The sequence below is a fragment of the Arthrobacter sp. 05T45 genome, assembly GCF_056395875.1.
On the sequence record NZ_JBFTKI010000003.1, the window covers coordinates 74,572 to 86,856 of the forward strand.

11 protein-coding genes are annotated in these 12,285 nt (G+C 68.9%); 9 read left to right on the forward strand and 2 right to left on the reverse strand.

What is annotated here, in order from left to right; genetic code table 11:
• Positions 1-53: 53 nt before the first annotated feature.
• The 3 genes from AC1DGD_RS04895 to AC1DGD_RS04905 all read left to right on the forward strand — a co-directional run bounded on the left by AC1DGD_RS04895 (position 54) and on the right by AC1DGD_RS04905 (position 3,319).
• The gene (locus tag AC1DGD_RS04895; protein ID WP_476856088.1) at positions 54-2,060 is read left to right on the forward strand and encodes an FAD/NAD(P)-binding protein; all 2,007 of its coding nucleotides are present in this window, start codon (positions 54-56) and stop codon (positions 2,058-2,060) included.
• Positions 2,057-2,662 carry a GNAT family N-acetyltransferase gene (locus AC1DGD_RS04900; protein ID WP_476856089.1) on the forward strand — a complete coding sequence of 202 codons (606 nt, stop codon included), beginning with the start codon at positions 2,057-2,059 and terminating at the stop codon, positions 2,660-2,662. Before AC1DGD_RS04895 ends, AC1DGD_RS04900 begins: the two co-directional genes overlap by 4 nt.
• Positions 2,663-2,743: 81 nt before the next feature.
• Positions 2,744-3,319 carry a LacI family DNA-binding transcriptional regulator gene (locus AC1DGD_RS04905; RefSeq protein WP_476856090.1) on the forward strand — a complete coding sequence of 192 codons (576 nt, stop codon included), beginning with the start codon at positions 2,744-2,746 and terminating at the stop codon, positions 3,317-3,319.
• 5 nt (positions 3,320-3,324) lie between these two features.
• On the opposite strand, the gene AC1DGD_RS04910 is transcribed toward AC1DGD_RS04905, so the two are convergent.
• Complete coding sequence (locus tag AC1DGD_RS04910) at positions 3,325-4,404, reverse strand: bile acid:sodium symporter family protein (protein ID WP_476856091.1); 1,080 nt, start codon at positions 4,402-4,404, stop codon at positions 3,325-3,327.
• A 251-nt stretch (positions 4,405-4,655) separates the two neighbouring features.
• Here AC1DGD_RS04910 and AC1DGD_RS04915 point away from each other — a divergent pair, with 251 nt between their 5' ends.
• On the forward strand, positions 4,656-6,176 hold the full coding sequence (locus AC1DGD_RS04915) for a SulP family inorganic anion transporter (protein ID WP_476856092.1): 1,521 nt from the start codon (positions 4,656-4,658) through the stop codon (positions 6,174-6,176).
• Between the two features lie 126 nt (positions 6,177-6,302).
• The gene (locus AC1DGD_RS04920) at positions 6,303-6,587 is read left to right on the forward strand and encodes a DUF1540 domain-containing protein (RefSeq protein ID WP_028275954.1); all 285 of its coding nucleotides are present in this window, start codon (positions 6,303-6,305) and stop codon (positions 6,585-6,587) included.
• Positions 6,588-6,764: 177 nt separating this feature from the next.
• Here the strand turns inward: AC1DGD_RS04920 and AC1DGD_RS04925 are convergent, their stop codons facing one another.
• Entirely contained in the window at positions 6,765-7,871 is a 1,107-nt protein-coding gene (locus AC1DGD_RS04925) for a GTP pyrophosphokinase (RefSeq protein WP_223914734.1), read from the reverse strand.
• A gap of 255 nt (positions 7,872-8,126) precedes the next feature.
• Here AC1DGD_RS04925 and AC1DGD_RS04930 point away from each other — a divergent pair, with 255 nt between their 5' ends.
• From AC1DGD_RS04930 to AC1DGD_RS04945, 4 genes are all read left to right on the forward strand, one after another.
• Complete coding sequence (locus tag AC1DGD_RS04930) at positions 8,127-8,924, forward strand: alpha/beta hydrolase (protein ID WP_223914733.1); 798 nt, start codon at positions 8,127-8,129, stop codon at positions 8,922-8,924.
• A 137-nt stretch (positions 8,925-9,061) separates the two neighbouring features.
• Positions 9,062-10,444: a Na+/H+ antiporter NhaA gene (gene nhaA / locus AC1DGD_RS04935; protein ID WP_476856093.1), complete on the forward strand. Its 1,383-nt coding sequence runs from the start codon at positions 9,062-9,064 to the stop codon at positions 10,442-10,444.
• Positions 10,445-10,584: 140 nt separating this feature from the next.
• Positions 10,585-10,887, forward strand: coding sequence for a rhodanese-like domain-containing protein (locus tag AC1DGD_RS04940; protein ID WP_028275958.1), 303 nt, complete (start codon positions 10,585-10,587; stop codon positions 10,885-10,887).
• Between the two features lie 30 nt (positions 10,888-10,917).
• Positions 10,918-12,279, forward strand: coding sequence for an MBL fold metallo-hydrolase (locus AC1DGD_RS04945; RefSeq protein WP_476856094.1), 1,362 nt, complete (start codon positions 10,918-10,920; stop codon positions 12,277-12,279).
• Positions 12,280-12,285 lie beyond the last annotated feature (6 nt).

The following is a 12,285-nucleotide window of genomic DNA, read 5'->3' on the forward strand; positions in this document are numbered from 1 at the left end:
CTCCATTTCGGGTGCCTAGCATGAGGGCTCCGCACCCGAGCCAGGAGACCGTCATGCCAGTGAATGCCCCATCCGTGGTCCTCATCGGCGGCGGCCCGCGCGCGGCCGGGCTGCTGGAACGCCTCGCCGCCAACCGGCCGGAGCTGCTCGACGGCGCCCTGCAGATCCACGTCGTGGAACCGCACACCCCGGGTGCCGGCAGGATCTGGCGTTACGAGCAGCATCCCGGGCTGATGCTCAACTCCGCGGCGGCGGACGTCACGATGTTCACGGATGCCTCCGTCCAATGCGAGGGACCCGCAGTCGACGGCCCCGGCCTGGCAAAGTGGGCCGCCGGGGTCCTGGACGGGTCCATCGCGGATGTTCCGGAGCTGCCGGCGGAACTCCGGCGCCAGCTGGCCGCCCTCACCGGTGCCAGCTTCCCCACCCGGCAGCTGCAGAGTGTCTACCTGGAATGGTTCTTCCGCCGCTCCGTCGCCGCCCTCGGACCGGACACCACCGTCACCGTGCACCGGGACACGGCGTCCGCCGTCGAGCCGGTGCAGCATGAAGCCGACCAGGGTCCGGAACGCTACCGCGTCCGGCTGGCCGGCGGCGCGGTACTGCACGCCGACGTCGTGATCGCCTCCCTGGGGCACACGGATTCGCTGCCCAATGAGGAGTCTGCGGCGTGGGCCGGTTTTGCCGCCCGGCACGGCGCGTTCCACGCGGCGCCCAGCTACACCACCGACGTCGACTACTCACCCCTCGCCGCCGGCCAGGACGTGATTGTCTCCGGCATGGGCCTGGCCTTCGTGGACCTGCTGGTCCTGCTCATGGAGGGCCGCGGCGGCAGATTCGAGGAGCTGCCAGGCGGCGGCCTGCGCTACGTGCCCTCCGGTGCCGAGCCGCGGCTGTGGGCCGGCTCCCGCCGCGGCGTGCCCTACCACTCCAAGATCACGTCCGCCCTGCGCGGCGACGCAGCGGGCGAGCCGGCGTTCTTCACGGCCGACGCCGTCACGGCGCTGCTGGATGCGCCTGGCGAGGTGGACTTCCGCGCCCAGCTGTGGCCCCTGATCGCCAAGGACGCCGGTTACGCGTACTACCGCGAGCTGTTCACCGGCTACCCGGAACGGGTCCGGATCGGCTGGCGGGAATTCGCCGAACGGTTCGCCGCTGCGGACTGGTACAGCCAAGAGCGCCGGCGGCTCGTCGCCGGGTCCGTCCCGGACGCAGGGCTCCACCTGGACCTCGAACGGCTGGACCATCCCTTCGCCGGCCGCGTTTTCGCCGGCCACGCAGACTTCCAGTCGGCGGTGGCAGCGTACATTGGCCGCGACCTTGAGCTGCGCACCGGGCCGGACCATTCGGAAACCCTGGCCCTGTTCACTTCCTTGCTGAAGTCCTACATGGACCTGGGCCGGCTGGTGCCGTCCGAGCGGCTGAACGCGCGGTCGCAGCGGGAGGTCCAGGGCTGGTGGCACGGCTTCTTCAGCTTCGTGGATTCCGGGCCGCCGCCGCGCAGGCTGCGGGAGATGCTGGCGATCCACCGGGCCGGTCTGCTGCAGTTCATTGGCCCGGGTCTGGAGATCGAGGCCGCGGAGTACTCGGGCCGGTTCGTCGCCCGCTCGGCCCAATCCGGGATCAGCGTGTCAGCGCCGGCCCTGATCGAGGCCCGGCTCCCGGCGCCGTCGGTGGCCCGCTCCGCGAACCCGCTGCTGCGCCAGCTGCACGCCTCCGGGCTCGGCACTGAACAGCAGCTCCTCACTGCCGACGGCACGCACGCGACCGGACGGCTCCTGGTGTCCGCCCACAACGAGCTCATCAGTCCGGTGGGGGAGCGGCGCGAACGGCTGTTCGGCGTCGGGCCCGGTACTTCCGGCTGGGGCGCCGGCGCCTTCGCCCGGCCCGGCACCAACGCCGCGCCGTTTCGCGAAAACGATGCCCTGGCCCGGCGAGTCCTGAACCTGCTGGCGTACCCCAACAACGGCCCGGCCGACAGCGGCCTGGCGAACAACGATCAAACGGACGCCGGCCGGGCGGTGCCGCAGGCCGCCGCCGGCGGAAAGGACCCGTCATGACCCCGTCCCCACTACACACCCCGCCCGTGGACACCCCGCCCGTGGACACCGCCGCGCTGACGGTCCTCAATCTCCCCATGAGCGATCCCAGGGTCCGTCCGCTCCTGGACGAGCTCGCGGTCGAATACGACACCCGCTACGGCAGCCTCTTTGGCCGCGGGGCCGCCGCGGAGGAACTCAACCGTTACCCGGCCGAGGAATTCGCCGCGCCGGGCGGGGCCCTGCTGATTGTGCGCGAGAACGGCGAATCCGTGGCCGGCGGCGCGTTCCGCCGGCACGGCCCGCAGACCGCCGAGTTCAAGCGGATCTGGACGCATTCAGCGCACCGCCGCCGCGGACTGGCCCGGTTTGTCCTTGCCGAGCTGGAGGCGCTGGCCGGCCGTCGCGGCTACCGGAAGGTCTACCTGACAACCGGCCCGCGCCAGCCGGAGGCGAAAAACCTCTACCTGAGCACCGGTTACGAGGCACAGTTCGATCTCTCCGCCGACCCGGAAACCATCGGGCCGCTGGCATTCACCAAGGACCTGCCCGCCGCAAACCCCGCCGCGAACCCCGCCGCGCTGCTTGGTCGGTGTGGGCCGGGAACCGGCGCTTCGGGCTAGAGTTCACACAGGGGGTCTGCCCTAAAACAACGTTTTCACGAGCCGCCGCGGACCCGGCGGAGAAACAGCCGGGAGTCATCAGTGCGGCCTGGATCCAAGCCCACCATCCGCGATGTCGCGCAGACGGCCGGGGTCTCCCTGACCACCGTCTCCTATGTGCTCTCCGGCCGCTCCGGCGGTACCACCCGGATCAGCGAAGCCACCCAGGACCGGGTGCACGCCGCGGTCCGCGAACTTGGCTATGTGGCCAACAGTGCCGCCCGGGGAATGCGCCGGGGCCGGACGGAGCTGGTGGCCGTGGCCGTCCCGGACCTCGAGCAGCCCCGGGACAGGGCCATCGCCACGGTGCTGGCCAGGATCCTGCCGGAGCACGGCTACCAGCCGGTCATCCTGTTGGGCGGGCACTGGCGGCAGTTCATGCTCTCCGGCGGAGCCGACGGCGTGATCCACACCAGCGCGCCGAAGATGGACGATGATTCCGGCGCCATGGCAGAGCCCGCCGGCCGCGGCACGCCCCACGTGTTCATCACGGACGACGCCGGGCCCGGCAGCCTTGCTGTCCAGGGCGGACACGAGGTGGTCCCCGCCGGCACGGACACCCCCGAGATCCTGGCCGGGCGCGCCGTCACTCTGCTGCTGGCACAGTTGCGGGGTTAGGACCCTTAGGCTTTCAGCGCGGCATCCGGTGCTGTGTTCTGCGGTGCCGCGTTCTGCGTTGCGGTTTCCTGGGTTGCGGCCTCCCGGAGGGGACGCCGGGCCAGCCACGCGGCCACGATCGCGCCGGAGACGTTGTGCCACAGGGAGAAGACCGCAGACGGCAGCGCCGCCAGCGCGCCGAAGTGCGCGGTGGCGAGGGTGGCGGCCAGACCGGAATTCTGCATCCCGACCTCGAAGGCGAGGGCCCTGCGCGCCTTGTCATCCAGGCGCCCCAGCTTGCCGGCCAGGTAGCCCAGACCCAGGCCGAAGCCGTTGTGCAGCACCACGGCGAGGAAAACGATGCCGCCCGCGGCGACGATCTTGCTGGCGCTGCCGGCCACGACAATCGCGACGATCAGGGAAATCACGACGGCCGAGGCCCACGGCAGCGCGGGCAGGACCTTGGCCACAAGCTTCTTGAGGAAGAGGCGGGCCAGCAGTCCGGCGATGACCGGCAGGAGGACGGTCTTGACGATGTCCTGGACCATGCCCCCGGCGTCGATGTTCAGGTACGAGCCGGCCAGGAACAGCACCAGCAGCGGCGTCACGATCGGCGCGATCAGGGTGGACACGGAGGCGACGGCCACGGACAGGGCGACGTCGCCCTTGGCGAGGAACGCCATCACGTTGGAGGCGGTGCCCGACGGCGCGCAGCCCACCAGGATCAGGCCCACCGCAAGCTCCGGCTCGAGGTGGAGGCCGACGGCGATCAGCCAGCCGGCCCCCGGCATGATGACGTAGTGCGCCACAATTCCCAGGGCCACGGCCCAGGGCCGCTTGGCCACCGACGCGAAATCGGGCGGCGTCAGCGTCAGGCCCATGCAGAACATGATGATGCCCAGCAGGAAGGGCACGCTGGGGGCGAGGGGTTTGAACGCGCCGGGGAGCAGGAAGCCGGCGAGTCCGGCCACCACCACAAGGACCGGGAAGACCGTCACCGCGATGCGGGCAATCTTTGCCTCGGCGGCGAGGGCGGGATTGGCCGGGACGTCGGCGGCAGTGCCCGCGTCCCGGGCGGTATTCGAAGTTTTAGTTGCCTCAAGCATCCAAGAATGGTGCCACCGGCGTCCACGGGGTGGCCACTTCGTGACCACCTGTCGGACAAATATGTCAGATTTTTATGCCGCCGTGCGGCCGTGCGGGCGGGAATCCGACGGGTAGGGTTCATTGCGTGGGTGAGCCCGAAAAGGCGAACTCCCCACCCCGGCGCGACGCAGCGCCCCACCTTCCCTGATTTCTGCACATTCTTTGACATCTGGAGGCCGTTCGGCCTCCTTGACCACGAACGGAGCCAGCGATGGCCACCAGTATCGACGCGCAGGCCCCGGCCGCCACGCCCGCGCAACTGCAATCGGTCCGAGGCGCCTTGACGTCCCCGCGACGGCTCAAGACCGAGGTTTTGGGCGGCCTCGTGGTGGCACTGGCTCTGATTCCTGAGGCGATCGCCTTCTCGATCATCGCCGGCGTGGACCCGAGGATCGGGCTCTTCGCATCCTTCACGATGGCAGTGACCATCGCCTTCGTCGGCGGCCGTCCGGCGATGATTTCTGCGGCCACCGGCGCCGTCGCCCTGGTGATCGCCCCACTGGTGAAGTCCCACGGACTGGATTACCTTGTGGCGGCGGTGATTCTGGCCGGCATTTTCCAGATCGTGCTGGGCCTCTCCGGCGTGGCGAAACTGATGCGGTTCATCCCCCGCCCGGTCATGGTGGGGTTTGTGAACGCCCTGGCCATCCTGATCTTTCTATCGCAGGTGCCCGAGCTGATCGGAGTGCCCTGGCTGGTCTACCCGCTCACCGCGCTGGGCCTGCTGATCGTCTTCGGCCTGCCCAGGCTCACCAAAGCCGTCCCCGCACCCCTCGTGGCCATTGTGGCCCTGACGCTCATCACGGTGACGGCCGCCGTCGTCGTTCCCACTGTGGGGGACAAGGGTGCACTGCCGGACTCGCTGCCCTCTTTGTCACTGCCCAACGTGCCGAACACGTTCGAAACGTTGCAGGTCATCTTCCCGTTCGCGCTGGCCATGGCCTTCGTGGGCCTGCTCGAATCCCTCATGACCGCGAAGCTCGTGGATGACATCACGGACACGCGTTCAGCCAAGACCCGCGAGGCCTGGGGGCAGGGCGTCGCGAACATTGTCACCGGCTGCTTCGGCGGGATGGGCGGCTGCGCAATGATCGGCCAGACCATGATCAACGTCAAAGCCTCCGGCGCCCGGACCCGGATCTCCACCCTTCTGGCCGGCGTCTTCCTGCTCATCCTCGTGGTGGCACTCGGAGACATTGTGTCCCTCATCCCGATGGCCGCGCTCGTGGCCGTCATGATTTTCGTATCAGTTGCCACCTTTGACTGGCACAGCATCCGGCCCGCCACCCTCAAGGCCCTGCCCAAGAGCGAAACCGCCGTCATGGCGGCGACGGTGGTGGTCACCGTTGCCACGCACAACCTGGCAATCGGCGTCGGCGTGGGCGTACTCGTCGCGATGGTCCTGTTCGCCAGGCGGGTGGCCCACTTCGTCACAGTCGAGCGCACCGTGACGGAACACGACGGCGGCCGGGCCACGTATCGTGTGGACGGCGAGCTGTTCTTCGCCTCCGCGAATGACCTCTACACACAGTTCGAGTACGCACTGGACCCCGAACGCGTCGTCATCGACATGCGCGACTCCCACCTGTGGGACACCTCCACGATCGCCGCTTTGGATGCCATCACGGAGAAGTACCGGCAGCACGGCAAGAGCGTCGACGTCGTGGGCCTGAACCAGGCCAGCGCCCTGATGCGCGAACGCCTGGCCGGCAAGCTCGGCGCGGGGAACTGACCGGGCGGCGCGACCGGTCGGGCCGATATTAGGTCACACGTTTGGGTCTTTTTGTTTGCCTTGGTGCGGCCTAGCGTGGATTTACGGCGCCGCCCGTCCGGGTGGCCGGAGCATGGAGGAAATCCAATGACGACGCACGTAGCCGACTGCAGCGTGAGCAATTGCTCCTTCAATGACCACTCCCACTGCAACGCGGCCGCCATTACCGTCGGCGGCGCCGCAGATCATGCCTCCTGCGCGACCTTCATAGACATCGGGGTGCACGGCGGGCTCCCCAAGGTGCTGGCCGACGTCGGCGCCTGCCAGCGTTCCGAGTGCACCCACAACGACCATCTGATGTGCAAGGCGCCCGAAGTTCATGTGGGTCCGGGCGTCGACAACGCCGACTGCCTCACCTACGCCCACACGTAGCCGCACCCGCCGTCCGCGTCCATCGAACATCCGCCCCGCTGGCGCTGAAATTCCCCACCTTTGGTCGCCGCACCCGGCGTGTCGGGCCGAACCGCCGGTGAGGCCCGGCGTCGCTGGTTCAAAGGTGGGGAGAATCGGTGGTGGCAGAGGGCATCCGCAGATGCAGGCAGGCGCGCGCTAGCCCTGGGTGAGCCGGTACCGTTCGATCTGCTTCAGCCGCCGCAGGAGGCTGTCGCGCCGGGGGTGCGGGACGGCGTCGGCCGGCTCGGCGGTGAGCTCGATGTGTTCGGTGCCGTACTGCCACAGCAGCAGGTCATCGAGCAGCCGGTCCGGCCCGGGGGAGTAGCGGTGGTCCAGGGCCTTGCGGACCTCGGTGATCCGGTTGGCGCTAAGCAGCCCGGCGAGCTGCATGGTCTGGTTGAGGCCGTGGGCGGCCATGAGCTCCGCGGCCCAGCCCCAGTCGTCGTCGACCTTCCGGTCCACGTGCGGCAGCAGGGTCCGCCAGACGTCGCGGATCCGGTTGGGCGTCAGCTGCGCGGCACCCTCACCGTCCATGTCCCAGTAGCCGCGGACCTCCTCGTAGCGTTCGTGCAGGTCCGAGAACGCGCTCTCCACGGTCTCCAGCATGGCGGCCGTCGCGGTGAACTGGCGGTCGAAGTGCGGGGTCCAGGCCCGCGGGTCCTCGGCCTTGAACCGGATGTCGTGCTCGATCTCGCTCCAGGCGTGGGCGAAGACTGTGCGGATCTGGCACTCGAAGAAGTAGCTGCCGTTCGGCGGGACGTCCGGGTTGAAGGCCAGCTGGTAGTCCTTGACGGCCTCGTTCTGGATGGTCCGCAGGATCAGGTGCCGGCTCGAGTAGCCGTATGTGCCGGACTCGATCGAGCCGATGTCCTTTTCCCGGTCCCCCCGGCAGTCAAAGAGCTGGCGCTGGCGCTTGATCAGATTCGCCACCACCGCGTTTTCCGCCGGCAGCTTCGTGATCACACGGATTCCCACCATGTCATTCAGGGTCCGGAACGGGTCCGGGAACTTCAGCACAGGTGGCCCGCCCGGCTCCAGCGGTTCCTCAATGCGGGAAATCTTCTCGCGGAATGATTCAACGGTCTTGGTGCGTCCGGTGACGAACAACGGCGTGACTTCGGTGTCCTTGAGCATGGTCCGCAGCGTGAGCAGGACCTCCCGGGTGACCAGCTTCAGGGCAGGCCGGACCCGCTCGTACAACTCCACGTTCTCCTGCACGGAATCGCGCAGGCTCACGTCCAAACGGTCCCAGTTGCTCGCCATGGATCCAGCTTACGGCGCACCAACGACACCGGCCCGCAGGCTGGCAACGCCGGGCACGCCCGCAGGCAAGGGCAGCGCAGCAGGCATGGGAGGGGTCCGGCATGGGAGGGGCCCGGCCTGCGCTGGGCCGCTTGGTGCCCAAGGTAGGCTCAGCATATGGCTGAAATGCGGCGGCGGACTATGATCGCGGCCGCAGCGGCGGTGACTCTGGGGGCAGTCTCCGCCGCCTGTTCACCGGGCCCCAAGGAGGACGCTGTGAAGAGGCACAAGTACCAATATGGCGAGGACCCCAGCCAGTGGGGTGAGCTCTTCCTCCCGGATGTTGCCGCGCCCAAGGGTGTGGTGGTGGTGATCCATGGCGGGTACTGGCGTTCGCAGTACGGCGCAGAACTGGGGGAGCCCCTTGCCAAGGACCTCGCCGCGCACGGCATGGCGGCCTGGAACCTGGAGTACCGGCGGGCCGGCAACGGCGGAGGCTGGCCCAACACGTTCGCCGACGTCCTGGCCGGCATCGACAAGCTCGGTGAACTGGCCGACGAGCACGGGCTGGGACTGGACCGCGTGGTGGCCCTGGGCCACTCGGCAGGCGGCCACCTCGCCGTCTGGGCGGCGGGACGCCGCCGGCTCGCGGGGCTTGGTGCCCCGGACGCGGACCGCCAGCTGACGCGTCGGGGCGACGACGACGGCGCGGTGCAGCTCACCGGCGTCGTCAGCCAGTCGGGGGTACTTAACCTCGCGGCCGCCGAGCGGCTCAACCTCAGCAACGGCGCCGTCAGCAACTTCCTGGGCGGCTCATCGGAGAAATATCCCAAACGGCATAAATTTGCCGACCCCATGAGTGCGGTACCGCTGGGCGTGCCCGTATATGCCGTTCACGGCACGGAGGACGATACCGTGCCGGTGAGCCAGTCCGAGACCTACGCCGGCGCAGCCAAGGCCGCCGGCGCGCCGGTCCAGCTGCTCAAGGTCCCGGGCGACCACTTCGCGCTCATCGACCCAAAGGCACCCGCATACCGGAAATGCCGTGAACTCGTGCAGCAGCTGCTGGTCTGAAGTCCGCCCGGCGGCCGGGATGGGGGCCCCGGTGTCCCCGATGGCATCCCCTGGCCGGCGAAAGCGAATAGACTGGAGCGCAGGTGCGCCGGGAAGTCTGGTCGGCATAGTTCCGTCGACCCCATTTTGAGGACCCCATGAGCGCCCTGCCCCCTTCGCCGACACCCTCTTCACCAACACCGCCTCCTCCTTCGCCGCCCCGCCTCACCATTTTCGGCCGGGGCAGCTATGCCGAGGCCCTGCGGATCGGCGAGATCCTCCGCAAGGAAACCGTGGGCGGCGCCCTGCTGGTCGCCGCGGCGATGGTGGCCCTTATCTGGGCCAACTCACCGGCCTCGGAGAGTTACTTCGCACTGCGCGACTTCACCATCGGCTACGCGCCCTGGCATCTGGACCTGAGCCTGGGCGCCTGGGCCGCCGACGGACTGCTGGCCATCTTCTTCTTCCTGGTGGGGCTCGAACTCAAGCGCGAGTTTGTCGCCGGCGACCTGCGCGAGCCGAGCAAGTCCGTGGTTCCGGTGGCCGCCGCCGTTGGCGGTGTGGCCGTTCCGGCACTCATCTACGCGGCCATCAACCTCTCCGGTCCCGAAACGCTGCACGGCTGGGCCATTCCCACCGCCACCGACATCGCCTTCGCCGTCGCGGTGCTGGCGCTCATCGGTTCCCACCTGCCCAGTGCGCTGCGGATCTTCCTGCTGACCCTCGCCGTCGTCGACGACCTCCTGGCCATCGCCATCATCGCGATCTTCTACACCAGCGATCTCCACCCCGAGCCGTTCCTGCTGGCCCTGCTCCCGCTGGGCCTCTACACGTTCCTGGCGCACAAATACCGGCGGTTCTTCGGCACGCACGCAGCCGCAGCCTGGGTGATCCTGCTGCCGCTCGGCTTCGCGACGTGGGCCCTCGTGCACGCATCAGGCATCCACGCCACCGTGGCCGGGGTCCTGCTCGGATTTGCCATTCCCGTCAAACGTTCGAAGGCCAGCGGCGGCCCTGAAGCCGGCCCGGGCCTGGCGGAGATTTTCGAACACCGGTTCCGTCCCATCTCGGCCGGGATCGCCGTCCCGGTCTTCGCGTTCTTTTCCGCCGGGGTGGCCATAGGCGGCTGGCTGGGCCTCGGTGCCGCCCTGACGGACCCCGTGGCGGTGGGCATCATCGTGGCGCTGGTTGCCGGAAAGCCGGCGGGCATCCTCGGCACCACATGGCTCATCACCAAAGTCACGCGGGCCCGCCTGGACGGGTCCTTCAAGTGGATTGACGTCTTCGGCGTCGCCATCCTCGCCGGCATCGGATTCACCGTCTCGCTGCTGCTTGCCGAGTTGAGCTTCGGCCAGGGCACTGCGCATGAAGACCACGCGAAGGTAGGGATCCTCGCGGCCTCACTGCTCGCCGCGCTCCTTGCCACCACGGTGCTCCGGACACGCAACCACCAGTACCGGCGTGCGGAGGAGGCGGAACAGGTCGACTCGGACCACGACGGCATCCCGGACGTCTACCAGCAGGACCGCCCCGCAGGCTAGGTTGGCAGGCCAGGCCGACGGGCTATATTTAGGGGTGTGGCGGGAGGGGCCGTCCGGAGGGTCAATGATACCCCAAGGGGTATCATGATTGAGCTGGAATACGCGCGCCGGGCCATCTGGCGCCCGCGAAAGGAACAGGCATGAAGAGCATTTCCGTCAAGGACCTGGCCGCCCTGGGCGATGCCACCGAAATCGTCGATGTCCGCGAGGAAGACGAATACGTCGCCGTCCGCGTTCCCGGCGCCCGGAGCATCCCGCTCTCACGGTTCGTCCAGTCCCTCGCCGAGGTCCCGGCCAGCGGCACCGTCTACGTCATGTGCGCCGCCGGGGGCCGCAGTGCCCAGGCCGCCACCTACCTGGAGGACCAGGGATACGACGCCGTCAACGTAACCGGCGGGATCATGAAGTGGCAGGACGAGGGACACCCCGTCAACCGGGGCTGACCTTCAAGGGCTGACCGCACCGGAGGGACCATGGAAGTCATCGTCATCGAGACCCCGCAGCTCGGGGACCGCAGCTACCTGGTCCACGACGGCTCGGTGGCGCTGGCGATCGACCCGCAGCGCGACACGGACCGCATCGAGGCGGCCGCCCGTGACGCCGGGGTAGCCATCACGCACGTGGCCGAAACGCACATGCACAATGACTACATCACCGGCGGGCTGATCCTGGCCCGCGCCCACGGCGCCAGCTATCTCGTCAACGCCGCGGACGCCGTCGGGTTCGAGCGCACTCCCATCACGGACGGCCAAACGGTCCGCGTGGGCTCGCTTACGGTCAAGGCGGTCGCCACGCCGGGGCACACGCATACCCACCTGTCGTTCATCGTGGACGACGGCGGGAAGCAGGCCGTCTTCTCGGGCGGCAGCCTCCTGTATGGCTCGGTGGGCCGCACGGACCTTGTCGCCGAGGCGGACACGGTTGGCTTGACCCACGACCAGTACGCCTCGGTCCGTCGACTCGCCGCCGAGGCCGGCCCTGACGCGGAGCTGTTCCCGACCCACGGATTCGGCTCGTTCTGCTCCTCCGGACCCGCCAGCGGTGCCCGGTCCTCCACCATCGGTGAGCAGCTTGCCGCCAACCACGCCCTGACGGACCCCGATGAGGACCACTTCGTCCGCCAGCTCATCGCCAACCTCACGGACCACCCCTCCTACTACGCGCACATGAGCCCGGCCAATGTCCGGGGCCCGGGCCCTGCCGAGCTGGCCGTTCCGGCATCGCTCGATGCCGCCGAACTCACCCGGCGCCTGGACGGCGGCGAGTGGGTGGTGGACCTGCGCCGGCGCGTGGCGTTCGCCAACAGCCACCTCAAGGGCAGCGTCAGTTTTGAGTATGGCTCCGGCTCCAGTTTCACCACCTATCTCGGCTGGGTGCTGCCGTGGCGCGAACCGCTCACCCTGGTGGGCTCGCGGGAAGACGTTGAGAACGCCATCCGCGACCTCTCCCGGATCGGCATCGAATCCCCCGACGCCGCGCTCGGTTCCGAGCCGCACGCCCTCGCCCCGCAGGCCGGCCTCGCCTCCTACCCGCGCGTGGGCTGGGACGGCATGCTCGCCGGCCGGGCGCCTGAGGACACTGTCCTGGACGTGCGCCGGGCCGACGAATTCGCTGCCGCCCGCGTGGTGGGCGCGGTCAACGTGCCGCTGCACGAACTGTTGCTGCGCCTCGGCGACATTCCCGCCGGGAAACTTTGGGTGCACTGCGGCTCCGGGTACCGTGCCGGGGTCGCCGCCAGCCTCCTGCAACGGGCAGGCCGGGACGTGGTCCACATCGACGCCAGGTTTGCCCATGCCGCGTCCGTGGGGATCGCGCTGGACACCACCGCGGCCTGAGCGCCG

Bases quoted from the DNA above. Each gene is read 5' to 3' on its own strand.
- AC1DGD_RS04915 (WP_476856092.1), top strand. From the start codon at position 4,656: ATGGCCACCAGTATCGACGCGCAGGCCCCGGCCGCCACGCCCGCGCAA.
- AC1DGD_RS04900 (WP_476856089.1), top strand. From the start codon at position 2,057: ATGACCCCGTCCCCACTACACACCCCGCCCGTGGACACCCCGCCCGTG.
- AC1DGD_RS04895 (WP_476856088.1), top strand. From the start codon at position 54: ATGCCAGTGAATGCCCCATCCGTGGTCCTCATCGGCGGCGGCCCGCGC.
- AC1DGD_RS04910 (WP_476856091.1), bottom strand. From the start codon at position 4,404: ATGCTTGAGGCAACTAAAACTTCGAATACCGCCCGGGACGCGGGCACT.
- AC1DGD_RS04925 (WP_223914734.1), bottom strand. From the start codon at position 7,871: ATGGCGAGCAACTGGGACCGTTTGGACGTGAGCCTGCGCGATTCCGTG.
- AC1DGD_RS04940 (WP_028275958.1), top strand. From the start codon at position 10,585: ATGAAGAGCATTTCCGTCAAGGACCTGGCCGCCCTGGGCGATGCCACC.
- nhaA (WP_476856093.1), top strand. From the start codon at position 9,062: ATGAGCGCCCTGCCCCCTTCGCCGACACCCTCTTCACCAACACCGCCT.
- AC1DGD_RS04945 (WP_476856094.1), top strand. From the start codon at position 10,918: ATGGAAGTCATCGTCATCGAGACCCCGCAGCTCGGGGACCGCAGCTAC.
- AC1DGD_RS04920 (WP_028275954.1), top strand. From the start codon at position 6,303: ATGACGACGCACGTAGCCGACTGCAGCGTGAGCAATTGCTCCTTCAAT.